This is a genomic window from Paenibacillus hebaui (genome assembly GCF_051934385.1).
Lineage (GTDB): Bacteria > Bacillota > Bacilli > Paenibacillales > Paenibacillaceae > Paenibacillus.
The window spans coordinates 2,704,697-2,730,998 of sequence record NZ_CP196836.1 but is presented as its reverse complement, the minus strand read 5'-3'; the positions used below and the strand labels follow the sequence as shown (position 1 = coordinate 2,730,998).

26 protein-coding genes are annotated in these 26,302 nt (G+C 45.9%); 2 read left to right on the top strand and 24 right to left on the bottom strand.

The features are described 5' to 3' along the window. Positions 1–135: 135 nt before the first annotated feature. The 3 genes from ACR32F_RS12635 to ACR32F_RS12625 form a co-directional block, all read right to left on the bottom strand. Positions 136–2,685 (bottom strand): beta-mannosidase, encoded by a 2,550-nt coding sequence (locus tag ACR32F_RS12635; protein ID WP_440119017.1) that lies wholly within the window; start codon positions 2,683–2,685, stop codon positions 136–138. 257 nt (positions 2,686–2,942) lie between these two features. Beyond that, a complete protein-coding gene (locus tag ACR32F_RS12630; protein WP_440119016.1) occupies positions 2,943–3,968 on the bottom strand; it encodes a LacI family DNA-binding transcriptional regulator in 1,026 nt (341 codons plus the stop codon). A gap of 192 nt (positions 3,969–4,160) precedes the next feature. Continuing rightward, the gene (locus ACR32F_RS12625) at positions 4,161–5,108 is read right to left on the bottom strand and encodes a DMT family transporter (protein ID WP_440119015.1); all 948 of its coding nucleotides are present in this window, start codon (positions 5,106–5,108) and stop codon (positions 4,161–4,163) included. A gap of 162 nt (positions 5,109–5,270) precedes the next feature. On the opposite strand from ACR32F_RS12625, the gene ACR32F_RS12620 reads away from it, so the two are divergent. Then, positions 5,271–6,146, top strand: coding sequence for a LysR family transcriptional regulator (locus tag ACR32F_RS12620; RefSeq protein ID WP_440119014.1), 876 nt, complete (start codon positions 5,271–5,273; stop codon positions 6,144–6,146). Between the two features lie 48 nt (positions 6,147–6,194). On the opposite strand, the gene ACR32F_RS12615 is transcribed toward ACR32F_RS12620, so the two are convergent. The 6 genes from ACR32F_RS12615 to ACR32F_RS12590 form a co-directional block, all read right to left on the bottom strand. Beyond that, entirely contained in the window at positions 6,195–6,677 is a 483-nt protein-coding gene (locus ACR32F_RS12615; protein WP_440119013.1) for a tetratricopeptide repeat protein, read from the bottom strand. Between the two features lie 193 nt (positions 6,678–6,870). Next, complete coding sequence (gene cyoE, locus ACR32F_RS12610) at positions 6,871–7,728, bottom strand: heme o synthase (RefSeq protein WP_440119012.1); 858 nt, start codon at positions 7,726–7,728, stop codon at positions 6,871–6,873. Positions 7,729–7,886: 158 nt separating this feature from the next. Next, positions 7,887–8,453, bottom strand: a complete 567-nt coding sequence (locus tag ACR32F_RS12605; RefSeq protein ID WP_440119011.1) for a hypothetical protein — start codon at positions 8,451–8,453, stop codon at positions 7,887–7,889. A 245-nt stretch (positions 8,454–8,698) separates the two neighbouring features. Next, on the bottom strand, positions 8,699–9,052 hold the full coding sequence (locus ACR32F_RS12600; protein ID WP_440119010.1) for a DUF3243 domain-containing protein: 354 nt from the start codon (positions 9,050–9,052) through the stop codon (positions 8,699–8,701). A gap of 115 nt (positions 9,053–9,167) precedes the next feature. Further along, on the bottom strand, positions 9,168–9,725 hold the full coding sequence (locus ACR32F_RS12595; protein ID WP_440119009.1) for an MFS transporter: 558 nt from the start codon (positions 9,723–9,725) through the stop codon (positions 9,168–9,170). Continuing rightward, positions 9,725–11,167, bottom strand: a complete 1,443-nt coding sequence (locus tag ACR32F_RS12590) for an FAD-binding oxidoreductase (RefSeq protein ID WP_440119008.1) — start codon at positions 11,165–11,167, stop codon at positions 9,725–9,727. Before ACR32F_RS12590 ends, ACR32F_RS12595 begins: the two co-directional genes overlap by 1 nt. A 126-nt stretch (positions 11,168–11,293) precedes the next feature. Here ACR32F_RS12590 and ACR32F_RS12585 point away from each other — a divergent pair, with 126 nt between their 5' ends. After that, positions 11,294–11,482 carry a hypothetical protein gene (locus ACR32F_RS12585; RefSeq protein ID WP_440119007.1) on the top strand — a complete coding sequence of 63 codons (189 nt, stop codon included), beginning with the start codon at positions 11,294–11,296 and terminating at the stop codon, positions 11,480–11,482. Positions 11,483–11,605: 123 nt separating this feature from the next. On the opposite strand, the gene ACR32F_RS12580 is transcribed toward ACR32F_RS12585, so the two are convergent. The 15 genes from ACR32F_RS12580 to ACR32F_RS12510 form a co-directional block, all read right to left on the bottom strand. Further along, positions 11,606–12,535, bottom strand: a complete 930-nt coding sequence (locus ACR32F_RS12580) for an NAD(P)/FAD-dependent oxidoreductase (RefSeq protein ID WP_440119006.1) — start codon at positions 12,533–12,535, stop codon at positions 11,606–11,608. A gap of 226 nt (positions 12,536–12,761) precedes the next feature. After that, the gene (locus ACR32F_RS12575; protein ID WP_440119005.1) at positions 12,762–14,390 is read right to left on the bottom strand and encodes an S-layer homology domain-containing protein; all 1,629 of its coding nucleotides are present in this window, start codon (positions 14,388–14,390) and stop codon (positions 12,762–12,764) included. 162 nt (positions 14,391–14,552) lie between these two features. Next, complete coding sequence (locus ACR32F_RS12570; RefSeq protein WP_440119004.1) at positions 14,553–15,155, bottom strand: nitroreductase family protein; 603 nt, start codon at positions 15,153–15,155, stop codon at positions 14,553–14,555. A gap of 155 nt (positions 15,156–15,310) precedes the next feature. Further along, positions 15,311–15,559 carry a hypothetical protein gene (locus ACR32F_RS12565; protein ID WP_440119003.1) on the bottom strand — a complete coding sequence of 83 codons (249 nt, stop codon included), beginning with the start codon at positions 15,557–15,559 and terminating at the stop codon, positions 15,311–15,313. Positions 15,560–15,811: 252 nt separating this feature from the next. Next, entirely contained in the window at positions 15,812–16,660 is an 849-nt protein-coding gene (locus ACR32F_RS12560; protein ID WP_440119812.1) for an AraC family transcriptional regulator, read from the bottom strand. Positions 16,661–16,740: 80 nt separating this feature from the next. Next, positions 16,741–17,289 carry a glutathione peroxidase gene (locus ACR32F_RS12555; protein WP_440119002.1) on the bottom strand — a complete coding sequence of 183 codons (549 nt, stop codon included), beginning with the start codon at positions 17,287–17,289 and terminating at the stop codon, positions 16,741–16,743. Between the two features lie 142 nt (positions 17,290–17,431). After that, positions 17,432–17,902, bottom strand: coding sequence for a hypothetical protein (locus ACR32F_RS12550; RefSeq protein ID WP_440119001.1), 471 nt, complete (start codon positions 17,900–17,902; stop codon positions 17,432–17,434). Between the two features lie 45 nt (positions 17,903–17,947). Next, positions 17,948–18,424 (bottom strand): GyrI-like domain-containing protein, encoded by a 477-nt coding sequence (locus tag ACR32F_RS12545; RefSeq protein ID WP_440119000.1) that lies wholly within the window; start codon positions 18,422–18,424, stop codon positions 17,948–17,950. A 46-nt stretch (positions 18,425–18,470) separates the two neighbouring features. Beyond that, a complete protein-coding gene (locus ACR32F_RS12540) occupies positions 18,471–18,980 on the bottom strand; it encodes a hypothetical protein (RefSeq protein WP_440118999.1) in 510 nt (169 codons plus the stop codon). Positions 18,981–18,997: 17 nt separating this feature from the next. Then, a complete protein-coding gene (locus ACR32F_RS12535; protein WP_440118998.1) occupies positions 18,998–19,633 on the bottom strand; it encodes a hypothetical protein in 636 nt (211 codons plus the stop codon). A gap of 172 nt (positions 19,634–19,805) precedes the next feature. Continuing rightward, positions 19,806–20,603 carry a carbohydrate ABC transporter permease gene (locus tag ACR32F_RS12530; RefSeq protein ID WP_440119810.1) on the bottom strand — a complete coding sequence of 266 codons (798 nt, stop codon included), beginning with the start codon at positions 20,601–20,603 and terminating at the stop codon, positions 19,806–19,808. A gap of 99 nt (positions 20,604–20,702) precedes the next feature. Further along, a complete protein-coding gene (locus tag ACR32F_RS12525; RefSeq protein ID WP_440118997.1) occupies positions 20,703–21,584 on the bottom strand; it encodes a carbohydrate ABC transporter permease in 882 nt (293 codons plus the stop codon). 534 nt (positions 21,585–22,118) lie between these two features. Next, positions 22,119–23,435 carry an ABC transporter substrate-binding protein gene (locus tag ACR32F_RS12520; RefSeq protein WP_440118996.1) on the bottom strand — a complete coding sequence of 439 codons (1,317 nt, stop codon included), beginning with the start codon at positions 23,433–23,435 and terminating at the stop codon, positions 22,119–22,121. 172 nt (positions 23,436–23,607) lie between these two features. Then, positions 23,608–24,402, bottom strand: a complete 795-nt coding sequence (locus ACR32F_RS12515; RefSeq protein ID WP_440118995.1) for a response regulator transcription factor — start codon at positions 24,400–24,402, stop codon at positions 23,608–23,610. A gap of 23 nt (positions 24,403–24,425) precedes the next feature. Beyond that, a complete protein-coding gene (locus ACR32F_RS12510; RefSeq protein ID WP_440118994.1) occupies positions 24,426–26,246 on the bottom strand; it encodes a cache domain-containing sensor histidine kinase in 1,821 nt (606 codons plus the stop codon). Positions 26,247–26,302 lie beyond the last annotated feature (56 nt).

Genomic DNA, 26,302 nt, shown 5'->3' with positions numbered 1-26,302 from the left:
ATTGATTACAATAAGCAAGACAGCTTACGATTCTCTAAGCGAAGTATTACGAAACCATTACGATATATAAATTGGGTCAGGTTTCAATAAAAAAACGGTTGAAATCTCTCTTACGAGAGACTCCAACCGTGCCTTCTAGGTCAAACGAATAAAATCAATCATGGATCGAACCTCGATCGGTCCCGGATTTGATATCACATCATTAGACTGCAATCTCTCTCTGGAAGTGAACTGCACCTTCACCGGAATGCCAGGAATCAAGTCGAAGAAGTTATCCGAGAAGACCCCCTCCACATCCGAAGATAGCCATACCTGTTTAGCAAGCACATCACTTTCCAGTACCAGATGAACGCCGTTTTCATCCGCTCCCCCGCTTACATCGATGTTTGCAGGCTGCAGAGCAAGGTCTTTGGACGGTACAAAATAGTGTTCCTGTACGATATTCGCCGCACCGTCCTGTTTCAGATCCAGGCGCAGCAGCGTGTTAGCTGTATCATGACCTTCAAGCCATTCCGCGTTACGTAATGACAGCACGCGATCACCTGTATTAGGTGCCAAGGTCACGTCATGTGTTTCATCACGATGCACCGTTCCATCGAACCCGAGCAAACGAATCTGTAACTGCCCTTTTACAGGTTGTAATTGATCCGAGATTATATATATATCTGTTGTATCTTCTTTTGTTCCATCTACCGATACCAACACATCGGCGAAGCTGCGTTTCGCATAATATTGCATTGCTTTCCAGCGACCAAGGTAGTCCATACCTGCCCATGAAGCCACCGGCCAGCAGTCATTCATTTGCCAGTAAAGTGTGCCCATGCAGAATGGTTTGCGGCGACGGTGTGCTTCAATGGCCGTCTTCATCGCTTCCGCCTGAAGCACTTGGCTCATATACAGGAACGATGGAAAGTCCTTCGATTCATGCATGTACATATCCATGTACTGTTTGATCAGACGATTGCCTGCCCCATTCTTTTGATGAGCCAGCATGACTTCTGATTCCAGAGCCAGATCCTCTTCTTCTGCGTAAGTGCGTACTGACTTGTACTCCGGGAATGACTGGAATCCGTATTCACTCATGAATCGACCTACGTGAACATTGTAGTTCTCAAATGGCTCTACATTGTGCCACACACCCCAATAGTGGATATCTCCTTCTGACGTGGAGGGATGAGCATGCTGCTTCTCATCGCCCGACAGGGATACGAGTGGTGAAGAAGGCCAGTAATCCACACCCGGAGCATAGGCTTCAACCACTTCCGGGAGAAGCTCATGGAAAATGGCTTCGTAATCCGCCCAGATCCGTTCTCTTTGTTCCGCGTTGTAATCCTTCTTCCAACCCCAGCCACCATTCTCAACATAGTGAGCCCAAGCCGAATCAATCTCGTTGTTACCACACCAGAGCGCAATACTCGGATGATTCCGCAGACGTTTCACATTATCCATAGCTTCATGTCTCACACTGTTCAAGAACGCTTCGTCTCCCGGATACATGCTGCAGGCAAACATGAAGTCCTGCCATACCAGTATTCCGTATTCATCACACAGCTCGTAGAACACGTCTTGCTCATAGATCCCGCCACCCCACACCCGCAGCATGTTCATATTGGACTCGGCAGCCGAGACGATCTCATGCCGATAACGTTCACGGGTTATTTCGGTTATGAAGCTGTCATTCGGAATGTGATTGGCCCCTTTGGCAAACACCGCAACCCCGTTTAATTCAAAGTAAAAGGTTGCTCCCGCTTTATCCTTGTCACGTACAAGACGAATGGAACGAAGCCCTGTTTTGACGATAGACTCTGCCACAGCTCGTTCACCTTGAAGTACTTCCGCTAGGAATGAATACATATGCGGATCGCCAAGTCCACGGCTCCACCATAGCTTGGGTTCATTGATAGAGATGGGAATCTCCACAATCTGAGATCCTGGCTTCAGCGATACCGTTTGTTCCCATCTCTGACCATCTGCGCCGATTCGAATGACCGTATCCACCGCTTGTGATGTCTCGACTTCCACGACCGCAGTCAATGAGGCTGAGATAGCGGTTACATCATTTTGTTGAATAAATACATCCTTAATTCGTACCTGTGTCCAACCTTCAAGACGCGCTTCACGCCAGATTCCACTGGTTACAAAACGCGGGCCCCAGTCCCATCCATAGTGATAAGGAGCTTTACGCGCAAAAATACTTACTCTTTTATCACCCAGACCTCCAACTTCGGATTGGTCATTCGATGCAGGTAGTGCATATCCAAGCTTCTCCAGCTTCGGCAGATCTTCCTGAATCGGAGACCGAAAACGTATTTGGAGAACGTTGCCGCTCCCTTTTAATACAGATTTTACGTCCACTGTCCACACTCGAAACATGTTGTCCGCCGATAACACATGCTGGTCATTCACATATACATCTGCATACGTATCGAGACCATCAAATACCAGCTCCAGATGTTCCTGAGACAGAAGTGTATCCTTAACGTCAAATTCAGTGCGATATTCCCAAGCTTTCTTGTCCACCCATTGAATCTCTTTCTCGTTGGTTCCATAGAAAGGGTCTGGAATTTTGCCAAGTTCCAGCAGATCCGTATGCACACAGCCAGGTACCTGAGCCGGCATCCACTCTTGATCCTCACAAGCCTTGAACGTCCAATTCTGAAAAATCTGCGATTGTATTTTACTCATGACAGCCTCCGATATCGTTGAAGTGGTGTGAAAAATCATATTGTTAGGTTTTGTTATTACAAAAACAGATAACTTACAAAACAAAATTAACATGATATGCTTACCCCAGTCAATCTGATTTCTGATTTAATTCATAAAAACCTTTATACACAAACAAAAAAAGACATGAAGTCTTACCTCCCCCATGTCTTTCTCTCCAACTTATCCTTAGCTGGCATGCCGATTATTGAAAATAATGAATGTTCGCTTCGCTCATTTCACTCCAAAATCGCATTGTACTCCTCTCTAATGATTAGTTCCGAATAAATCAACTTTCGTTCAAACGGCCCCTCAGGGTGCTTGATCCGCCACAAGAGCTGATCTACTGCCCTTATGCCCAGATTCTCTTTGTTAATATGTACCGAAGCAAGAATCGGCTCATCCGTCCGGGTATTGTCGAACCCCGTTACGGCACAGCGTTCAGGCACCTGAACGCCTCGGCTTCGGAGTGCCTGAATCACAATGACAGCCGTATGATCATTCGCACACACGATAACTTCAGGTATGTCCTCCAGCTTCATTTCAGCAATGGATCTCCGAATCTGTTCATACTCCATTCCCAGCAAATCTGCGTTCTGTATCCTTTGCAACTGCATCTCTTCCAGCACCGAGTGATACCCGAGCCACCGCTCTCTGAAACTTGCCGCGTCAGGCAATGGGCCGGCAAACTGCAATCGTCTATAGCCCTTTCCAACGAGCATTAGCACCAGTTCTTTCATGCATTTGATGTTATCTGTAAACACCGTATCTCCATGGATAGCTGGGTCCTCATGGTCGACCATCACAAGCGGAATACGCAATCGATAGATTTCCAGCAATACTGACGTTGAGATTGAACCCACGGTAATAATTCCGCTGATTGCTTCCAGATTAAGGACCGAAAACATGCGGTCCGAGGACGGTTCCGTCAACGTTAAAATATCCATGCCTTTCTCATTCAGTCGTGCAGAAATGCCGTCGAATACAGGTCCCCAGTACAAGGAGGAACGATTCTGAGAGCGGATGTTGGGAAACAAAATCAGGATGGTACCCTGCTGTACTTCCTTGATCTCCCGTTCCACCTGGATCTCGACAGGGTAACGCTTGGATTCGGCTTTGAAATATCCAAGCTGCCCAGCCGTTCTGATAATCATCTCCCGCGTATGTTCACTAACTCCAGGTTTACCCGTCAAAGCACGGGAGACCGCGAATTTGGATACTCCCGCAGCATCGGCGATTTGCTGCATGGTTACTCTTTTGCCCATCCTACTCACCTGTTTTTCCTGATTTTTCATTCAGTGTAGCATAAAAATGGATATTCAACAAAACTTGTTATGTCATTGTTTGTTTTGTTAGTTTATTCAGCGGATTAGATCCGTTTTCAATGAAATAACAAAGAAGGGTCCCCCACCATCTTCTATCAAAGATGACGAAAGGACCCTTCCTTTTCCACTGCTTTAAACTCCGGATGCACTTTGATCTCCCAATTCGCCCTGTAATGCGGTACGTTTTCTGCGCCAGAAGACCGGCTGTGGAAATTTGATCTCTGTGATGAGAACACCCATCAGCATCAGCGCTGCTCCAGCATACCCTTGCAACGTAAGCGATTCTCCCTGAAAGGTGAATGCAAAAGCTGCGGCAAATAAAGGCTCCAAGGAGAAAATAAGACTTGTCCTTGTGGGTGAAGCATGCCGCTGAGCAAGTGTTTGCAATAGGTAACCAATTCCGCTGCATAATACACCCAGACCCAGAATGGCTACCCAGGATTCAGACGTATCTGGCAGACGTGGCGTCTCCAGCAGAAATGTAGCCGCAATGCCCCATATAGCCGCAACCCCCAGTTGGACCGTTCCCAAGGTCAAAGGATCATGTTTCGGTGTGTATGTACCAGCAATCATAATGTAGATGGCATACATCAGTGCTGCGAGAATGCACAGGATATCCCCTGTATGTAAACTCAGCTCATGCTGAAGTGTCAATAATCCGAGACCAACTACGGCTACGAGAATGCTTACTGTTAAACGCAAGTCAGGCATACGTCTATGCAGGATTGTAGTCAGAATTGGCACAAAAATCACAGCCAAACTGATCAGGAATCCCGCCTGGGACGTTGTTGTACGCTGTACACCATAAGTTATGAATACAAACGCAGCGAACAGGGCCGTTCCCATGATTGTGCCTGCTACAAGCGTTCTGCGATCCATTCTAAACAATCGTCGATGAAATAGAATAGCTGCTGCAATAAAAGCGATGCCAAAACGAAAAGCGACCAAATTCAGCTCCTGCATGGACTCCAGCCCTGATTTCATAAACAGATAGGATGATCCCCAAATTACCGTTGCGAGCAGCATTTGCATATCTGCTCTTCTTGTTGCCTGACCATGTTGTGCACGTACTCCATTCATCTCGCTTCTACCCTCATTCTATGTATTCTGATCTGCCCGAGTCCGTTCACACGCACTCGCCTTGGCAAGTATAAACGATCTCTTTGCATTATAAAAATGAATATTTATAATAGTTAATATGAAATGAACTCATGTTTTATATAGAAAGGAACGGATACTTTCATGTCTTTGGTGAAATACGAAATTTTGAATGCTGTTGTGGAATATGGGAGCCTCACCAAAGCAGCAGAGGCACTGAATATTACCCAGTCAGCAGTCAGCCATGCCATCGCCAGTCTGGAGGCCGAGTGTGGCTTTTCCCTGCTGAACCGTGGCCGATCCGGTGTTCGGGTTACCGCTGAAGGGGAACGCATTCTGGGATACACCCGTGAGATCCTGCGATGGACGGAACTGATGAACCAGGAGATCTCGCTGATTCGCGGCGCCGAGATTGGAACCGTGCGTATTGGCACTTTTGCCAGCGTGTCCACACAATGGCTGCCCGGCATCCTGAAGCAATTCCGCCTGCGTCATCCCGGAATCGAGATCAAGCTATGGGAAGGCGATTATGCAGAAATTGAAGCCTGGCTAGCCGGTGGTGCCATCGATCTCGGCTTTCTGTCCCTTGGCGATTCACTGCCTTTTGAGACCATTCCACTGCAAAAAGACAGGATGATGTGCATCCTGCCTTTGGATCATGCTCTCGCCACGGAGGCGTCTGTATCCTTTGATGTACTGCTGGAGCAACCATTCATTCTGCCCAAATGGGGCGGAGATAATGAGATTGAACGACTCATTCGCCAGCATGCAGCCAAACTGAATATCGTCTATGAAGTCGCCGAAGATCAGGCCATTATGGCGATGGTTCGCAATGGTCTCGGGATCAGCCTTCTACCTGAAATGGTTCTTCAAAACCATACGAATGAACTCGCTCTCGTTCCACTCACTGGAGATCCGTATCGTATCATTGGTATAGCCTGCCCTTCCCTCGCCAATCTGTCGCCAGCTACACGTCGTTTCATTGAAGCAATACAGGAGTGGCTTACCCCATCGTTCTAACCAGTGCCAGCAGTCCATTGCTCGGATAGGTTAGTTCTGGTTCTAGGTCTAGTTCCACACCCGATCCAATTGATCTGCGTAGAAACGGATCGCTCTGCTATAATCGGTTATTCCCTTATCACTCGAAGTATCCGCCAGTTGCACAAGCAGTCGCTGCATGGCCTCTGCATGTTCCCCCAGATTATAAAGCACCATCGCGTAGAAAACTTCAAATTCCCGGTGCTCCGGGAATTCACTCATGCCTTTTTCAAACCAGGCTTTCGCCTGCGCATACTGCCCCAAAGTCCGATACGTGCTGCCAAGTCCAAGTATGGCTCCTGCCCTGTCCTCACCCGGAAGTCCAAGACTCAGGGCTCTCTCGTAATGAGGTACCGCTTCCTGTTCCAATCCAAGTGAATCATGAGCCCATGCCAGTTGATACCAGACCTGTGCGTTCTCCGGATCTTCTACTGCCGTTTCCTGCAAAAGCTCTATCGCCTCCTGGATTTTACCCTCTTGCCTTAAGAAGATCGCCCGCTCCAAAACACTCATCCTGTCACTTCCCATTCACCCAAAATCTTTTCCATATCTATAAAATATCTGTTAATTATAGCAAAAAAACACCCCGAGGAATATGTTGGAACAACCTGAGGTTGTCCATCGTTATTCCACAGCGTGCTTTTTTTTCATGATTCGTTAGTTATCTGAGCCTCTTCTTATCCAGCTACATGCTGAATCTAACTGCTTAGGACCATGTTGTGTTCGCCACCATGACAATAAATACAAGCATGAGATAATTGACGGAGATCAGAAAATTAACCTTTGCCCATTTTTCATCATCCGGTGCGTTCAGTCCACGTAGTGTATGCACGAACCAGATCAGCCCTCCAAGGATGGATACAATCAGGAACACAAGGCCGACGTAATTGAAGTAATACAGCAAAAATACAACAGGGAGCAGCAGAAATACGTAAGGAACCATCTGAACCTTGGTACGTTTCACACCTTTGACCACAGGCAGCAACGGGAAACCCGCTGCACGGTATTCCTCCACTCTGCGAATACCCAGTGACCAGAAATGCGGAGGCTGCCACAAAAACAACAACGCGAACAGTAACCAGGCACCCGCATCAACCTCATTCGTTACTGCGCAATAGCCGATTACAGGCGGCATCGCTCCCGCAATTCCACCAATCGACGTGCTCCAGGTGGAGCTGCGTTTCAGCCACATGGTATAGATCACAACATAAGCGAACCAGCCGAGCAGTGCCATCCAAGCCGACAATGGGTTAACCAGGAGAACCAATAACGCCAAACCGATGATACCCAGAACAATGCCATATCCGAGTACAAACTTGGGTTTAAGATGGTTAATGTAATCAATCCGTTTCTTGGTGCGCTCCATCTTCTGATCCAATTCACGATCCCAGTAGTTATTCATAACACAAGCCGATGCGATGACCAATGTTGATCCAATCAACACCATCAGCAGGGATATCCAGGCGATATCCCATTTTGAAGCTACCCAGAATCCTACCGCCACCGCAAACACATTCAGCCGTAGAAGTCCGGGTTTCGTTAATGCAATCATGTCTTTAAGCATGAGGAGCCTCCTGAACTATGTAAAAACGCCATTCTAATAAATGATACATGTACCTACCATGAATTACAATCTCTTTCATGAATTTGTCATAAGCAAAAAAGCATCCCTCACCGTTTAATGGAACCGGAGGAATGCTTATAGGTTGGATTTCAACTTGTTTATGGAATGTATTGCTGCACAATTTTCGTAACTTTTCCATCCTGCACAGTGATGTGATACGGGAACACGGCAAGATCGAGAACTTTTGTATTCTCATACAATGATTCGAATTTGGCAAGTGTTACAGGTTCATTCCATTGAATGTCTACTCCCTGCATCGTACCATCACGGTCATACAACTGCATCAACACCTCAGCATTGGCACTTACTTCAACCTTTTCCTGTTCTCTGCTGTCGTTGACAATATAATAACCATCTGGAGCACCATCTATTCCGGCATCCGGATTGCGTTGTTCAAAAACTTTATCAGCCTCTGTTCCTTGGTACCAGCCAATCTTGTCTACAACCAAATAGACTTTACCGTTCTCCTGCTGTAAATCATTGACATAGGCAGTAAACATCTCCGAGTTAGCAACCTGTGCTTCTTTGGGAGAAGCCTGAACAGAATCTGCGCTCTCCTCAGCGTTCGCTGGTGTAAGCACATATGTAGCAATCACAATCATGCCAAGTAATGCAACAGCTGCACCCAGCATTCGTATTTTCCATTGTTTCGCCGCGTTCTTCATAGGCAGCATCTCTCCTTATATGAACGTTACAATACCTTAACCGGAAGATTTCCGCTTCAAACGCTCATGTGAAATATTCAATCAACTCTTAACTTTCTCTATCATACTAGAATCAGAATCTTCAAAAGTATCAGCCAGATGAAAAATAGTTACAATCAGCGTCATCATTCAACGTAATCCCCACTGTGCCCAAAAAAAGAAACCCTGAATGCCATCACATCCAGGGTCTCTGTTGCTCTTCAATATTAATGATTTGCGGTCGATGCCTGCGCCATACGAACAAGCATATGAGCCAAGATGTGGCGTTCTTCTTCCTTGCCGACATTCCACAGTTCCTGAAGCAATTTCTCTTCACGGTTACGCGGTTCTTCTTTGGCAGCCAAATAATCGGCTACTTTCTCCGCAATTTTGGCCATCTGCTCCTCGCTTAGTCCAATCGATTCTCCCATGGCAATCCGCTTACCCAGGTATTCTTTGAATGCATCAAAGTTCTGTAAAATCTGTTCTCTTTCTTCCGGTGCAATCTTCTCGATTGCATTGTCCACCTTGTCGGTTGAAACTTGTCCATCTTTATGGATAACATGATTGTTTTCATTCATCTGAAAAACCTCCTTGAGAGTAATCGTTCTTTGAATTTGCAAGATGCTCAGTAATGAACAAGCTACTTATAATATAAACTTCTGGCTGGAGATTAATCAGTTCCATTTCTATCCTTTATTCATTCGGCTCTCCTAAGTCCGTCATGCTTCGTGAACGCCATACAGCCAGAGCACCCCATGCATACAGCAAGGCACTCAGATAAAATAAAACATCAATCGTCAGCCAATCGATCAGCACACCGCCTACAATAACGGCGAATCCGGAAGCAGCTGATGTCCAGAAGTGATAGTTGCCCACCGATTTCCCCCGTTGCCCGGGAACGGTATAATCCGCAAGCAAGACCCGTTCACTCATTCGCTGCATGGCATTACATATCCCCATCATGAGTTGAAGCAACAGCACCCAGATGTAGGATATGACCCAAGGAAAAGCAACCATGGCTACCGCCATTCCTATCGAGCTGACGATAAGCCACTGTCTCGCATGGCTATCCATTCGGGGTGCCAGCCATTGCGAAGCAACGGCTGAACTGATTGTAAATACAGCAAAGGCCAGTCCATATTTGGAGAAACTGTTACCCAGATTTTTGAGAAACAGAAGGTAATAGGGATAGATCATACCTGATGCGAGGGTCACGATACTTTGCGAACGGACAAGCCATTTGATATTCATTATTGCTCCCCTCCATACTGCTCCATAAAATAGTTCATAAACCGATGTTCCGGATCAAAGTGTTCTTTGGCTGCAAAAAACGCTGTTTTACGCGCATAGGCCTGTTCGAATTGTTCTGCTGTTGCGTAAGCTTCATAAGGCAGATAATAAGTTCCATTGTAACGAATGACTGTATCAATCAATTGTTGCAGGCTGGCTTTGAATCTCACCTGGTCTTCCTCGGACAGCGAAGCGTGAAACAAGCAAACCAGACCGAACATATCCTGCGTTGCATACGAAAGCACCGCTTCTTCATCCTGTTTCACATACCTCACTGTGATGTTGAGCAGGTCCAACTGCTCCCGAGATACAATCTCTCCCATCTCCTCCACAAATGCCGGAAAAGCATCCACTGGAATAAAATATTCCTGCAAAAGATCATTAGCCCCCGGCTGATGATACTCCATGAACGCGGACGGGGAAGCCATCGCATTGTTACGGCTCACCCTTTTGCCATCCTGCGACTCGAAGTATCGTTGTTGAAGCGGCCAGAACCAGGCACGCCCCCATTCGAATTCACGGTTTAGATTGAACAACAGTTTACTTGGAAGCACACCCTGCTCTCGTACAGCAAGATGATTATAATCATCCAGAGGAGCCAGTGGATCAAGGGCATAATTCAATACGTACATCTCCCGAAAATATCCCTCACCCGGTTGTACTGAAATTCGGGCAAGATGCATTCGCATCGTTGGATCTCCTAATACATTCTTTTGAAAATAAGATGGGTACTCCCCGACCTGTGTCCGTTCGGTCGTAAGAAGGTAGACTTCATCATCCGTTAACGTCAGTGTCACGTCCAGAATCAAACCAAATAGCCCATAACCTCCAAGTACAAGGAAAAAAAGCTCTGCATTGTCGGTACGGCTTACTTCCTGAATCTGCCCATCTGCTGTCAGGAGACGAAAGGACTCCACACTTTGAATGAGGGAACCGTTACGAAGTTCTCGACCATGAGCATTTACACTAATGGACCCACCTACCGTGAAGATATTCTGGGACTGCATATTTTTGACGGACAGTCCGTATGGGTTAATTGCACGCTGCACGTCAGCCCAGGTTGCTCCGGCTTGTACACGTACCTTTTTGACATCGGCATTCACTTCAAGCACCCGATTGTAGGAAGTCATATCGATGACAATTCCATCCTTATAGTAGGTATGACCTCCCTGACTATGTCGTTGCCCAGCAATCGACACGGTCAGTTTTTTATTCCGTGCATCCTGTAACAGTTTAACAAGCTGTTGCTCTTCATGACCTTGTACGATACGTTCAACCTTAACGGGGTGAAGACGACTATAGTCGGTAATCAGATATGGATTTTGATCATCGCTATCGGTTCTCCAATACGTCCAGGCACACAAGGCCAGAAGCAATAGGAGCACGCTTGTTTTTTTGAACAAATCGCTCCCTCCTTTCACATACAACGTTTCAATTTGGCTCCAGCGGTTAATCGTATACATATACATTACAGTGGTTGGGTATGTTAATGAGTACTTTAAACATACCCGAATAAGGAGGTTTTTTCCATGAACGAATCTAAAAAAGAGCGAAAACAAAAAGAGCTTGAACCCGGTGTCAACATGGTTCTGCATCCTGACCTCAACAATCCCGGCCCAACCGATATGATTGAGGAAGCCGTAGGAGATATCGTCGATAACATCACTCACCCTCAAAAAGCGAAGAAAACCGATACGCGTGGGAAGAACAAGAACTAATCCGGGCCTCATTCCGACGTGAATTCGACCTAAAAAGTCCGCCAACCCTAACACCAAAGGTTGACGGACTTTTTAGGCTGTTTTATTTTTATAACGCGAACTGAGACTGTTCATCACATGTCTTTATAACGGATTCACTTCGTTGTCCTTATTCATCTGCTGCAACGCCTTGTGAATCCAGATTGCAGCAATCGAACCTTCGCCCATGGCGACTGTAGCCTGTTCGGCATGCAGACCCAGATCCCCTGCAATCCATACATTAGGCGCGGCCTGCATGCTGCGTGGATTGGCTTCGACGTGTTTGTTATCTGCAATGACAGCTCCAAGCTGCTCCGCCAACTCATAATGGACACGATTACCTCCAAAAGCAATAAATCCGCGTTCCGACTCAAAGATCTGTCCATCTTCCGTCAACACACCAGTGATGTGACCATCTTCCATCAGTTGCACTTCCTGTACGGCAGTCTCCAGATAACGAACCCCTGCTTCTTTCATGCTTCGATGAAGTTCAGCAGAGATCGGCGTCTGCTCATGATTGATGTATAACAGATCACTTGTACGTTGAATTAAAATCATAGCCATATTTGCACCCGCTTCACCTGATCCCAGCAATATAGTCCGATGATCTTGAATCTCATATCCATCGCAATCAGGGCACACATATACAGTTCGTCCCAAGGTTGGGGTTAAACCCTTGATTTCCGGGATTCTATCCGACAGTCCAGTCGCAAGCAACACGGTTTTGGCCATATATTCAGAGCCGGACGAACCGATCAGTTGTATCTGTTCTCCCTGACGTCCTGCTTCAACGATGCGGTCTTTCTCAAAGCACACTCCAGTTCGCTCTGCCTGCATCCTGCCCCGGGATCGCAGCTCTTCACCCGATATTCCGTCGGGAAAACCAAGAATATTATGATAGGTTCCGCACAGGGTTGATCTGCCCTCTCCTGCATCTACTACCAATACCCGATGGGAACTGTAACGCCCAAGTTGAATGGCTGCCTGAAGTCCTGCAAGCCCTCCACCTACGATTATGCAATCATACTCTCGCATGCTCCGTCTCCTTCCTATCTTCTATCTCTTGTATGGTATTGGACAGAACACTATCCTTCTATACATTAAACCGTTCAACCAGACTCAAACGCTATCCGTTACAATATAGCTTGTACCAAAATAAATAACCCAAACCATCCGTCTGAGTAACGGTGTGTTTGGGTTGATATAAGATCAGGTTATTATGCCGGAAAATGAATGAAGCTATATTAGAATTTTGGAATATTTAGAAAATATATGATTCAAATCGCGAGGCGTTCGAAATAGCGTTCCATACGTCTGCCGTCTCTCCGCCCATATACCAGTAGGCAAATCCCGCAATATTTCGTTGCTCGCTCATCAGCACTTTGGCAGACAAAGAGCGACTGTCCTCTGCCCATATATATCTTGGCGTACCTTTACTGGAGTACCCGATTATATATTGAACAAGACTCGCATCCCATCGTCTAACGGAACCCGAAGCACTTGCACGCACCCCTTGTTCTGCGAGAGTAATGTCCCAAGAACTCGCTGCTGGATTTACGGAAGACCAATCCCGTGTATACAACGGAAGCGCCATAATGATTTTGGCTCGCACTACCTCAGTGAGCATCTTATCCAGTGCCTTCTCTACCCAGGGAAGAGATGCCACAGACCCCGCTTGCGGGTCACCGTTCCAATGTTCTTCATATCCCATCAGCACCATGTAGTCGGATACGGCGCCCAATTTTGCATAATCAAAGGCATCCGTCCAGTCCGTCCCCAGATCAGGGGATACATCCACAGATACAACGGCTCCCAGTGCGTGCAAAGACTTCGTCAATGAGGTAACAAATGCAGTTAGTCCCTCACGATCAGCAGGCAGTACATTTTCAAAATCCACATTAATACCGTCCAGTTTATATGTCTTCACATACGCAGCAACCTGTGAGATCACTGCCGTTCGGTTGGCTGAACTGGATAACATCTGATGAGTAAGCTCCGGGTTAGAGCGATTGCCAAGCAGTGGCCATATCTGTCTGTCCGTAGCAGCTGCCCAAGATAACAGTGCCGTGTCCGTGTGATCCGTAACCTTCATGCTGCTGTTCAGGAAGAACCAGCGGGGAACCAGTGTGTTTACTTCAGACTGTTCCACCTGCTTCTTGAATTCGGCAGTAGTGGAGTTATACTGCCAACCCAGTTGAATGCCGAGTTGATCCGAACTCTTCAACTGGTCTGACCATATTTTCTTTTGCAATATGGCATCCAGCATTACCGCTGCCTCTTCCCGTGTCACCTGATCATGCGGACGAAACATACCATCGCTGCCTCGCATCAGTCCAAGCTGATATACAGTCTGAACATAAGGACGCGCCCAGCCCGAAATATCGGCTGCGTCGTAATAGGTTGAGGATAAGATACCTGTTGATTGGGCCGGTTGTTTCAACATCCTCACAAGCAGTGCAGCAGCCTCCTCCCGAGTAATAGAAGCATTCGGCTGGAATGTCCCCTGCCCCTTGCCCTCAAGAATCGAAAGATTCGTCATGGCCGCAACGTTACCGTAATACCATGCATTGATGCTAATATCATTGTAGGGATTAATGTTATTTTTGACCGCCTTCAAACCTAGCAATCTCACTGCAAAAGTTGCAAATTCAGCACGAGTTACCGTTTTTTTCGGTTCAAACGTATGCTCGGAGGTACCAGCAGCGATTCCTGCGTTCACCAGATGTGAAATGGCATCTTTGGCATAACTGGTGTTCGTATCCTGAAAATGTTGTTGTACTGACGCAGCTTGAGCAGTGGGGCTATATCCTGCCATTGATCCTCCGAGTATTAACACACCGAATGCAGCTGCCGATACTCGTCGGATTCGTTCCATTATTCTATTATTCACATTAAAAAGCCTCGCTTCATTAGAGTACGATCTACCATCATCGTATCAAATTGAAGCGAGGCCGTATGTGGTTAAATATTGGGAAATTCGTTGTGGATGAATCGCATCATCCGCTCTATAGATCACGACTTAAAGCTGTGCTTTAAGATTAATGTCCAATGCTTACTTGTGTACTTTTACACGCTCTTCAATCGGTTGGAATTCTTTCTCGCCTGGTGCTGCCGTTGGTTTACCAAATGGCATTTGAGCGATCAGTCTCCAGTTCTCAGGAATGTTCCATTCTTGTTTAACTTTCTCATCAATTAACGGATTGTAATGCTGCAGGGAAGCGCCCAGACCTTCTTGCTCCAGAGCAGTCCAGATTACAAGTTGCAACATGCCGTTGGACTGGTTCGCCCAGATCGGGAAGTTATCCGCATAAGCAGCAAAATTTTGTTGAAGCTGTGCAATCACATTATTGTCTTCGAAGAAGAGTACAGTACCATATCCGCTGCGGAATCCGGCCATTTTCTCTGCTGTAGATTGGAAGGCTTCTTCGTTGCCAACCACTTCACGCAAAATGTCTTCTGTGTGATTCCACAATGTATCATGTTGTTCACCGAGCAATACAACGGCACGGGATGTTTGAGAATTGAATGAAGTTGGCGTGTATTTCACTGCTTCTTCTACGATTTCCTGAATTTTGGCATCCGAAATAGTGGATTCCTTACTGATTCCATAATAAGATCTTCTGTTTTTCAACGCGTCAAAGAAAGATGTAGACATTAATATTCGCCTCCTGAGATTGTTTATTCTTTGTACTAACTTTAGTAACTATAATATAGTAACATACATTAGTCAACAAACTGTTTTATTTTCACTAAATGTACATTTTTATTTATTATACATCTAGCGATTTACATTATATTCCTTTCGAAGCCTTATTCCTGTGACTTACGATAATCGGCCCGATACTTTTCTTCAGAGGATGAATTACTCTTGGTCTGATCCTTATTCTTCTCTTCTTGCTTCTCCATATTCAAGTCTTCCATCGGTATGGGGTCCACTGTCTGTTCTTCTTCGTATTGGTCAAACAAACTTTCCTTCTCGGTCTTATACTGCTCTGGATTATCATGGGAACGTTCCTTATCTATATCGTTATTATTCTGACCCGGTGTGCGGTTTGTCATTCTTCTACGCCTCCTCTGGTTTCATTACCCTTATTTACCTTTTCTACCTGTCTTCTAAACACACAGCTCCTGCACCACATGTTGAAAGAAACCATCCATGCAGTGAACGGGTCGAAAGACCAAAAAGCCAACCCTAGTGTCTGGTCGGCTTCATGCACATGTTTTAATTTAGTTGTTGCAGGGGGACTGACTTCAATGAACATGCCCTGGCGGGCAGCACCTGCTCGTCCTCTTAATTCAAGGGCTGTATTTCTATGGTTCGCGATGCAAACGGGTGCGATACAGATCAGGCGGACATCCCACACTTTGTTTGAAGATCCGGCTAAAATGGGATAGACGTTTGAACCCTGACAATCGACTCGCCTCCGTTACACTGATATCAGGCTGGAACTGGAATAACAGCTTTGCCTGATTGATACGACGATCGTACAGATACTTGAATATCGTTAATCCTGTCATTTCTTTGAACATACCTGCCAGATAGGGCTTAGACAGATGCAACTCCTGAGCCAGATCATCGAGCCCAATATCCTTCATATAATGGGTATCCACATAACGGATGATATGCTGCACATGCCGCTCCCGATCCGATGAAGGACGGTGCTCGTCCACATTTCCTTCGCAGAGGTCTGCCACAAAATATAACAGGTCACACAATCGAACATTCATGCGCTCCTGTCTGAAGTTGCCCGGATTTAAGGAGATCTGATGGAAGTTCAGCAGCAGGGATTCAAAATCGGAGCGAATATCTCCAGTTAGATTGATCCGGCAATTTCTCAGTTCTTCGAACGGCTTCAGCACCTCACTGATTCGGTCTGGGTGTAAACTGCTGCGAAGTGCAGACGGATCGAAATGCAATGTGGTTCGTTCATAAAGCCTGCCCGGTTTCGGATGTGGCCGATGAAGAGTCATGCCATGCATCAGGACCAGATCCCCTGGCTCGAGGTTGTAAACCCGGTCCCCTATAATATAGCTGCACTCTCCATCATGAAAATAATAAACCTCGTAATGTGGATGGGAATGAAATCCGTCCGACATTCCCGGGTCATACATACTGGTGGAGCGGTAGCTATATTCCAGCGGAGCACTAAATTGCATCATGTTTGGCACATTCATGCACCTCCTGTTCAGAAGAGAGGGACGGTACGTGTCAATGCCCCTTTGAATATATGAAAGGAAAACTATAAAAGCTGTTTAATACTTGCCTGAATCTCGTCAATAGAATCGACAGGTTCAAAACGTCTAACCACTTTACCCTCAGCATCAATTAGGAATTTGGTGAAATTCCATTTGATCGCATCTCCGTGTAACCATTGTGGTGCTTTATCAGCCACCATTAACTTCAACAGTTTAGCCTGCACATCCGACTCATCAAAGCCTGCAAAAGGACCCGACTTTTTCAAAAAGTCGTACAACGGGTGCGCCGTTTCTCCATTGACATCCATTTTGGAGAACATCGGAAATTTCACGCCATAGTTAATCTGGCAGAAGGATTCAGCATCCTCACTGCTTCCTGGCTCTTGCTCAGCAAACTGGTTACATGGGAAACCGATAATTTGAAGTCCCTGTTCTTGATATTGGTCATACAGTTTCTGTATGTCATCGAACTGGTGCGTGTATTTACATTTGCTTGCTGTGTTCACAATCAGCACTGGCTTGCCTTCATATTGATAGAGCGGAAATCGTTCTCCACTAGTCTTGGTAACGGTAAAGTCATAGATGGTTGGCATAAGTCAGGTACACCTCGCGAGTTTATGTAGTCATACAGAGTCATATGTTGTTCTATTATATATGATATAGGCGCAACTGTATTGAGGAAAGATACAGCTCAATTTAAGTTATTTCTTGGGTGTCTACTGTTAGAACATCAACTTACTCTATTATTTTAATACTCATAACGTACTTGGATCTGGGTAGATACTTAATCTCCATTTTTTTATCTTGATCCTCCCAAGCAATGTCCAGAGTATTAATCAATTCCATCTGATTTATTTCGATCGTTTGTTCTCTCCATTTCTTGCCCATGGATGATATTTTAGTTGGAATGCCCTTCGTTGTCTCATATTCCTTAAAGAGATATGGGCCTATATCCCGAATACTTGACACTGCATAAGGAAAAAAAAATAATATCAAGCTGATACCCACAATGATATAAGAACACTTAAAAAATATTCGCTTCACTATGTTTTTTATTACCTTCATCCTGTGAAACAATCCCAAACCAAGAAGTAATATTCCCATGCCCACTCCGATCAAATACATAAAAATCCAACCCGGAAAAAAGGTAGGAAAGAATACGAAGACACCTAAACATAAGAAAAGAACAACTATTAATATTTTCAACGGCGGCCTCCTCCTTTTAAAAAAAGTCATATAAATCCAAAATAATTATTGTAAAGCTACAAATATATCAATCTCGTTGCTGGGACTTTCCGGTTGATACCGTTCATCCCAGATTTCAAAATCATAATCCTTCGGTGCATGTCCCGTCAGATAGATCCACTGTCCATATACATAATCGTATGTATCACCAATCTCTGATTCATACCCTTGATGCGTGCATGTAACATAGTCGCTGTCAGGGACCCTGTGACTTATCATCTCTGATGGAACAACCCCCAGGTTACTTACTTCATAGCCTATTAGATGTGTGAACTTATCAACCTTCGCGTTGAAATCCTCGCTCATTGGATAAATCTGAATCAACATAATATTTTCATTTTTCCTGTGTTGAATTTCATGTTTTCTTTCAACAAGCTTATGATAGCAGCTCTTGCCAAGACCCGATTCAAATGCTTCAACAGTCGCTTCAACTTTATATCCTATTACATGAAAAGCAGGCAATGTGATTACTTTAGTTTCCATAGGATCTCCTCCATCTATAAATCGAATTATGCTTTCACAAATATGATTATGAATTGTTATATGCCCTAAGATCAATGGCATCGGTAAAATAGGTAGAAAAAGTATTGGCAAATGGTTCTTCTCTACTAAAGAATAAAGTTAATGAACTGTCCCAACAAACGATTTCAATCTCGGCTAATGGATGCTGAATCTTTGGATCTGAAATCCAAAAACCAGGATTACCGTCGGCATACGGGGTTTCTTCCAACTCTTCGAGATTGATCCTGATGTCTTTATGAAATCCTGAAAAAACAGCCCAAACAAATTGAATGTCATTACCGTAGAGAATTTTAGTAAGTTCCTCCCCCTCAATCCAGACCACATCCTTCTCCAAAGCATCTGACGGGTAGGTTATATTATTATCCATGTCATGTTCATCCGGCATTTGTTTATAATACTCTACATCCGTAATCAACCAATTCATATTTGAAAGTTGACCCTGAAAGCATTCAAATACTCTTCGCATATCGGTGTGAAATGGCATTTGATTTGTATTTTCCAAAATAAAGCTGTGCACTTATGTCCCTCCTTAAATCACCGTAATGGATAGATCAATTCAATAGGTTCTTTCATCAACTCTTCGCTAAAAATGTAATTATGATCTGCTCCCACAATACATAGAATTCTCTTGCCTCGATTTGAATGATATGTATTTTTGACACGTTGAATCATAATTTGATTTCGGACTACCCATCTAAAGTTATGAGCTTCGGGATTCACCTGCTCCAACCATTCATATTTTTGTTTCGTAATCCCATCAAATTCAATCGAATTAAATGGAATCTCTCCACATGCGTGTGTATTCATTTGCTTTGAAAACCATTCACCATCCATCTTCTCTAAATCTTTACGTTTCTCATCAGAGCAACCGTTGAATGGATCAAAGTTATTCCAGACATCTAATTCAAACCAATCAATAGGTACAAACTCTATATTCCGTTCTTCACATAATGGAAAGATAAGTTCCCAATATTCACTTGCGGGTTCTCCCCAATATCCTTTTTCACTTTTGTCCTTCAAATATTTGCTCCAACTTTGGGGATGGACTTCCCCACATATCATATCTGGATTAAATTCTCTAATAAGCTCTTCGTAAATCGAAAGAGTACTTCCATACTTTTCTCTTAACTCCTGATTATGAATCGTACCCAAGATTCCGACCACTATCATACTGATTTTACGCCTCCCCATTAATAACTATAGTTATTGTAATAGAAGCGCATATCTCGGTCTACTTTCTTTATCATTTCAACTAAAAGGACTTCTCCCTCACGACATAAAACCCTGGCGCCACCAGGATCTCCCGGTTCAGCAGCAGGGTTGGGTATACGATTTCGGCTCCTCAGCCCTTCACGGCGCTTCCCGCCACGCCTTGGATAATATAATGCTGGCCTACCAGAAACACGATAATCATGGGAATAATTCCTGCGGTCGCAGCAGCCATCATTCCGTTATAATCCACGTTGTTCTCCAAAATGAAGTTTTGCAAGCCCAGCGGCACCGTATAGAGGTCTTTGTCGATCAGGAACACCAGTGCATTCTCATAATCGTTCCAATGCCAGGAGAAATCGATGATGGCCAGCGTGGCCAGAGCAGGCTTGGCCAGTGGCAGGATGAGCCTGAAGAAAATCCGCAGATGCCCTGCACCGTCGATGAACGCCGCTTCCGAGATCTCTGATGGCACGGAGAGGAAGAACTGTCGCAGCATGAATACACCGAAGATGGTGAACATCCCGGGCAGAATCAATGCCCAGTGCGTATTGTAGATTCCGACCCATTCAAACATCAGGAACTTGGGTACAAATAGCACCTGCGGCGGGACCATCATCATCGAGAGATAGATCAGGAACAGCGGTTCCCTGCCTTTAAACTGAATCCGCGCGAACCCGTAGGCGGCAAAAGCCGAGAGGAATACAGCGCCGACCGTACTGATTAACGATATTTTTAGAGAGTTCAGGTAATACGTGACGAAGCTATCCGCGCCGCTCCACACCTTGATATGATGCTCCCAATTCAGACTGGAGGGAATCCACTGGATCGGGTAGGTGAAAACATCCGCAGGTGATTTGAACGAAGTGCTGATCATCCAGATAAAAGGCATAATCATCAGCAGTGCACAACCGGACATAAGAAGTGTCATCAAGATTCTCCGAATATAAGTCAAGGGCTCTGCACGGATCTTATATGACTGCGACGCTACCGATTTGGCAGCGGTTGATTTCTCCATGACGATTCCTCCTCAGTAATGAACCCAGCGTTTTTGACCTAGCCACTGCAATACAGTGAAAATCATGATAATCGCGAAGAGCGTCCAACTGATGGCTGCTGCGTACCCCATCTCGTAGTACCGGAAAGCATTCTGATATATAAACAACGAAAGCACGGTGGTACTGTTCCCGGGTCCGCCTTGAGTAATCGCCTGAATAATGCCAAAGTTCTTGATGGTCATAATCAATCCTGTGATTAGCAGCAAAAAGGTGGTTGGGCTTACCAGCGGCCAAATGACGCGGCCCACAGTCTGCCAAGGACGGGCTCCATCAATCCGTGCCGCCTCAATTAATTCTTCCGGGATTTCCTGCAAAGCTGCCAGATAAATAATCATGTTGTAGCCAAGCATAAACCAGATCCAGATGATATCAATTGCATACATGGACGATTCCGTGGTAGATAACCAGCCCGGCGGGTTCGTAATGCCCATTCCCCGCAAAAAACCGTTAATCGGCCCCGACGTCGGCTGGAACAGCAGCATCCAGACAAATGCGATTGCGACACCACTTGTGATGTAGGGCATGAAATAGAGCGCGCGCAGCGTTTTTTGCATATATACGGATTTGTTTAATGCCACAGCCACGATAAAAGCCAACCCCATCGATACCGGAACCGCTAACAGAAATACAAATGTATTTCGCAGCGCCACCCCAAACAGCTCATCATTCAACATGCGACGAATATTATCCAGCCCCACAAAATGGGTTTCCGGGCTCATAAATTTGTAATCGGTAAACATAAGATAGAACGAATATGCGGCTGGTATAATAAAAAATAGCAGGACTCCGAGCATATTGGGCCCGATAAACAAATAACCCAGCCTGCTCTGCCGCTTCATCCAGGATTTATTCATAACTTCCCCACTCCTCAACTGTTGTTCTCGGTTCAAGCATACCAAGATGTCCTCCAACATTTAAGGAACATAACCCCCTACCTGGTATCACAGAAATACGCATTTTATTAAGGGCTTCAAAGGGGTTAAGCATGGAATCGTTCTATCCAGTTCCTGATGCGGATACTCATTTAAAGCCAAAAAAAGACCAGCTGGAATATTCCAGCTGACCTGATCATACCTAAAGTGCTGTCCCGTAAGTCATAGGCATGACGAGGGACACTCCTAGTTAGCGTTCTTTTGTTCTAATGAATCGAGCACACCCTATTCACTCCCCTTTGCTCAGTTCTGAGATGTAACGAATCACAGAGACGTTATTTCGTCGAGTGGGTCGATTTTCAGGCTCTGACGCCATTTTATGACGGAATAACGTTACTGAGGTTTGTTAAAATGTGCATTCCTTAATCATCGACCTCTTAAGATGCGGTAGGTTCGTTAGCTTGGAGCAAGGGGAAGTCCCTTTCAGGACACCCCTTAGGTCTTCTTACACCTCAATTAAGGATTCTGCTTCAGCCATTCATTGTGGCGTTTGACCATATTTTGTACGGTAACTTCTGCGGTCTGATTGCCGAGGAAGTACTTTTCATATTCCTGAGCGCGCAGATCAATAACCTCTTGAGCAATACTGCGAACAAACGTAGGTGTCTTGTCACCGTATAAAACGAACTCCAGTGATTCCTTGTCATAAGAATCGGCATAGTCGCCAAGCAAATGGTCAATAGCTGTCTGCTGGTCCACGGCATTCGATGCAGGAAGGCGGCCACCCGCAGCCATCGGCATCATTCCCCCGTCGGCGTACCATTTCAGGAATTCCCAAGCCGCTTCTTTATTTTTGGACTTGGAATTAATGGAGATGAGATCACCGAGTCCTCCGCTTTTCACCATGTCGGCTTCTTGTGCAGTCAGTCTTGGCACAGGTGCAAATGCAATTTTCCAATCCCGCGGAAACTCCGTCATATTGTTCGAACTGCGAATCAGCCATTCCCCAATGTTGATCATCGCCGATTCGCCACTGAGGAACATGTTTTCCACCGGCATCTTGGAGGTTAGTTGCTCGCCAAGTGGTGGCGTGGTTGCATCCTCCTTCATCATTCCGTTCAACGTTTCCAGCCATTTGGTGACTAATGGATCATCGAGGTTAGAGGTACCATCCGCTTTAACATAGCCATTCTTGACTAGAACGGAATCGAGCGGGTCCACATAAGAAGCGGTATGCTGCACCAATCCGTACTTGAAGCCAGCGGTCTTCAGTTTGAGCGCATATTCACGGGCTTCATCCCAAGTCCAGGCTGTGGGTACGCTCAGTCCGGCTTGATCAAGCGCTTTCATATTTAAGGCGAAGAAGGCAGCATTTTTCTTGGTTGGCATACCATAATATTTACCGTCTACTTTCCAGGAAGCTGCGTCTTCTCCCATTTTCTCATCAATATTGTAGTCACTAAACTCTCCCAGATCGAGCGCTGTCCCGCCCTTGATGCGTTTATCGAGATTCGTGAGGGTATAGTTGACATATAGATCAACGTTCTGCCCGGTGGACAGCGCCGTATCCAACTTCAGGTTACCGTCGTCATCATTTACAAACCGCACATATTCCACCTGAATGTCTGGATGCTCCGCATTCCAGGTATCCACCACTTCCTGTGGACCATTCTCGGGCGGCACCGCCCCCCACATCGTCAGCTTCACTTTTCCCTCAGCAGATCCGCCTCCGCTCTCTCCACCATTCGTCTCATTTTTTCCTACACAGCCTGCAAGCAAGCCAAGTATCAACACGCCTACGATAATTCCGGTTAATCCTCGTTTGATTCTCATCTGGTCACATGACCTCCCTGAATTGAAGTGAATATACCTTCCGTTTCATCGTAACAGGGACCTTGCTTGCTTTATAAGATACATATCCACGATTCGAACTGAACAAAAATACGGATTTACCTTAATCTCGAAAAACAGATGGTACACACATTCCTTCTACTCATTCTGTCGATCACGAGCGGTGACGATACTGGCTGGGCGTGCAACCAGTCCAGCGCTTGAATATTTTGATAAAATAATTGTCGCTCACGAATCCGACTCGATAACCGACCTCCTGCACGGGCAAATCCGTCTCGCGCAAATAGCCTGCCGCTTTTTCCATCCGTACCCCATGCAGATAGTGAATCAGGGTATGGCCCGTTTTCTTTTTGAACAATGCACTGACATAATTCTCACCCATCATCACGTAACGTGACATGGATTTGACGGTAATGTCCTGATCGTAATGCTGTCCGATATACTCAATAATTTTGCTAATCTCCGGGTGGGTCACGACTGGCTCACGTACAGGGCTAAATATCGAATGAGAAGTAGACGGCGAAGTCGAAGCTTCATGATTATCAACCGTACCTGAACTCGCTCCTGCCGCCGCATCCAGTTCAGTTCTCACTTTACGCAGCGTATCGCGCAGTGAATTGACACTCATGGACAGCTTTAGAATATAATTGGAGGCCCCATATTCCATCGCCTGACGAACATACTCAAACTCACCCATGCAAGTCAGCATCACGAACTTGGTCGAGAGGCCGGACTGACGAGTCTGTTTGAGTAATTCAAGACCGTCCATACCTGGCATCACAATATCAGTCAGCACCAGATCAGGCGAGTCTCGTTGGATCATCTCCAGCGCCTCAATCCCATTACCAGACTCTCCAATTACCGTGAAGCCCAGCTCTTCCCAGGAAATAATCTCCCGTACGGACTCCCGGACAAACACCTCGTCTTCCACAAGCAGCACCTTCCACATGTCTGATTCCCCTCTCTATACGTCTAGTCAGAGCGCTTCTGGACGTATGGTGTCGACAATAAAAAAGGAATGCTGAACCGGATTAATGTCCCCGGTGCAGTATCCAATACTTCCAGTTCACTTTGACCCTTGAACAGCAACCGCAATCGCTCCTTCAGGTTGGACAGACCGATACCCGGACGCTTTCGGGTAATCTGCAGACGGTGGGATTCCTCCATTCCGATCCCGTTGTCCTCCACTTCCAACACCAGCGTTCCTGTATCACGCATATAAATTTCGATGCGGATCTGACCGCGCTCCGTAAGTGGTCCGACGCCATGGCGGATCGCATTCTCCACCAGTGGCTGTAGGCTAAGCTTCGGTACCAGCGCATACTCCAGTACATCGTCAAACTCACAGGTCACCTCAAAGCTATCCCGATATCGGATTCGCTGAATATGCAGATAGGCCTGCACCAGCTCGATCTCATCCTTCAGATACACCAGTTCCACCTGTGAATTCAGGCTGACCTCCAGCAGCTTGCCCAGGGAAACACACATCTCGGAAATCTCCTCATTCCCGCTGCGGATGGCACTCCATTTCATTGTATTGAGCGTATTCAGGAGAAAGTGCGGATTCATCTGGGCAAGCAGCATATGAAAATGTACCGCTTCCTTCTGACGCTCTTCCGCCTTGAGTCTGGCGATCATCTGATTCGCATCATCCAGCATGGTATTGAACGTCCGGGTCAGTTCCAGCACTTCTCCGCGGCTGCGGCCTTCAGGGATACGGACCTTGAGGTTTTTGCGTACAACCTCCTTCATCTGGTTCTGCAGATGTGACAAAGGCCGAGTGAACGTCGCCGAGATCATAAAGGCCATGAGCACAAATGCTGCCGTGAAGCCAAAAAACGTTAAAAAGTAGCGCTGCTTGAGCCCCGATATCTCCGTAAACAGCACAGCCAGTGGAATACGGTTTACCATATACCAGTCCAGTGATTCGATGTATACGTAGTTAATCAGCGTATCCGAATCTTTATCCGTCAGATAGGCCTCTGCCGGATGGAGAGCAATTTCCCGGGTCACCTCTGGAGAGAGCATGGCTTTTTCGGACGAGCGGGCGATCGTTTCCCCACTGCCGGTAATCAGGAAGTACTCCTGGTTACTCTGCGAATCCTTCAGCATGGATTGAAACCAATATGAATAATCGATGCTGATCCGTGCCATTCCGTACCTTTTGCCGCCGCTGTCCTTCATGTACGCATAGAGTGACAACAGATACGGGCTGGAGGATAACTCCCGAAGGACATGGTTGGTATCCCGAGCATCCCAGCGATAGAACAACTCTTCCGATGGAAGCGGGTTCGGATCGGTGCCGCCCTCGGTTAAGGTCATTTCTCCAAGATGTTTGCGAAATTGTTCCCGATAGGGGGCGTAGGCCAGGGCTTTTTTTGGCAAATATGAAGTGTAAACGTTATCATGAAAATCCAGCAGGGTGAAATAAACGGAAGGATTATATAGAAAAAAGCTGTTGTTGATCATCTTGAACTTCTCTTCCACCAACGACTTGTTCTCAAGCGGAGAACGATTGGCCGGAGAGGACAGAACGTTTCTTACGGCTGAATCCTGTTCCAGAAAAATCAGCGTTTTGAATGCAATACTCATCTGGTCCTCCAGAGAACCATACAACTGCACCAATTGCTCGTGGCTCTGTTCGCTGATTTTTTGCTCAACCAGAGATTCGATCTGTCCATAGTTGTAGATATTAAGTACGCTGAATGGCAGCAGAATCAACACCACAAACGCACCAAACAGCCGATACCTGAGCTTATGCGGCAAAAAGGTCTTCCAGTCGGGCTTTTTCATCCCCTCAGCGCTCCCCTGCAATTGTTGAAATCATTATACCATCAGTCCACCCGCTT

Bases quoted from the DNA above. Each gene is read 5' to 3' on its own strand.
- ACR32F_RS12635 (WP_440119017.1), bottom strand. From the start codon at position 2,685: ATGAGTAAAATACAATCGCAGATTTTTCAGAATTGGACGTTCAAGGCT.
- ACR32F_RS12630 (WP_440119016.1), bottom strand. From the start codon at position 3,968: ATGGGCAAAAGAGTAACCATGCAGCAAATCGCCGATGCTGCGGGAGTA.
- ACR32F_RS12625 (WP_440119015.1), bottom strand. From the start codon at position 5,108: ATGAATGGAGTACGTGCACAACATGGTCAGGCAACAAGAAGAGCAGAT.
- ACR32F_RS12620 (WP_440119014.1), top strand. From the start codon at position 5,271: ATGTCTTTGGTGAAATACGAAATTTTGAATGCTGTTGTGGAATATGGG.
- ACR32F_RS12615 (WP_440119013.1), bottom strand. From the start codon at position 6,677: ATGAGTGTTTTGGAGCGGGCGATCTTCTTAAGGCAAGAGGGTAAAATC.
- cyoE (WP_440119012.1), bottom strand. From the start codon at position 7,728: ATGCTTAAAGACATGATTGCATTAACGAAACCCGGACTTCTACGGCTG.
- ACR32F_RS12605 (WP_440119011.1), bottom strand. From the start codon at position 8,453: ATGAAGAACGCGGCGAAACAATGGAAAATACGAATGCTGGGTGCAGCT.
- ACR32F_RS12600 (WP_440119010.1), bottom strand. From the start codon at position 9,052: ATGAATGAAAACAATCATGTTATCCATAAAGATGGACAAGTTTCAACC.
- ACR32F_RS12595 (WP_440119009.1), bottom strand. From the start codon at position 9,725: ATGAATATCAAATGGCTTGTCCGTTCGCAAAGTATCGTGACCCTCGCA.
- ACR32F_RS12585 (WP_440119007.1), top strand. From the start codon at position 11,294: ATGAACGAATCTAAAAAAGAGCGAAAACAAAAAGAGCTTGAACCCGGT.
- ACR32F_RS12580 (WP_440119006.1), bottom strand. From the start codon at position 12,535: ATGCGAGAGTATGATTGCATAATCGTAGGTGGAGGGCTTGCAGGACTT.
- ACR32F_RS12570 (WP_440119004.1), bottom strand. From the start codon at position 15,155: ATGTCTACATCTTTCTTTGACGCGTTGAAAAACAGAAGATCTTATTAT.
- ACR32F_RS12565 (WP_440119003.1), bottom strand. From the start codon at position 15,559: ATGACAAACCGCACACCGGGTCAGAATAATAACGATATAGATAAGGAA.
- ACR32F_RS12560 (WP_440119812.1), bottom strand. From the start codon at position 16,660: ATGATGCAATTTAGTGCTCCGCTGGAATATAGCTACCGCTCCACCAGT.
- ACR32F_RS12555 (WP_440119002.1), bottom strand. From the start codon at position 17,289: ATGCCAACCATCTATGACTTTACCGTTACCAAGACTAGTGGAGAACGA.
- ACR32F_RS12545 (WP_440119000.1), bottom strand. From the start codon at position 18,424: ATGGAAACTAAAGTAATCACATTGCCTGCTTTTCATGTAATAGGATAT.
- ACR32F_RS12535 (WP_440118998.1), bottom strand. From the start codon at position 19,633: ATGATAGTGGTCGGAATCTTGGGTACGATTCATAATCAGGAGTTAAGA.
- ACR32F_RS12530 (WP_440119810.1), bottom strand. From the start codon at position 20,603: ATGACACTTCTTATGTCCGGTTGTGCACTGCTGATGATTATGCCTTTT.
- ACR32F_RS12525 (WP_440118997.1), bottom strand. From the start codon at position 21,584: ATGAATAAATCCTGGATGAAGCGGCAGAGCAGGCTGGGTTATTTGTTT.
- ACR32F_RS12520 (WP_440118996.1), bottom strand. From the start codon at position 23,435: ATGAGAATCAAACGAGGATTAACCGGAATTATCGTAGGCGTGTTGATA.
- ACR32F_RS12515 (WP_440118995.1), bottom strand. From the start codon at position 24,402: ATGTGGAAGGTGCTGCTTGTGGAAGACGAGGTGTTTGTCCGGGAGTCC.
- ACR32F_RS12510 (WP_440118994.1), bottom strand. From the start codon at position 26,246: ATGAAAAAGCCCGACTGGAAGACCTTTTTGCCGCATAAGCTCAGGTAT.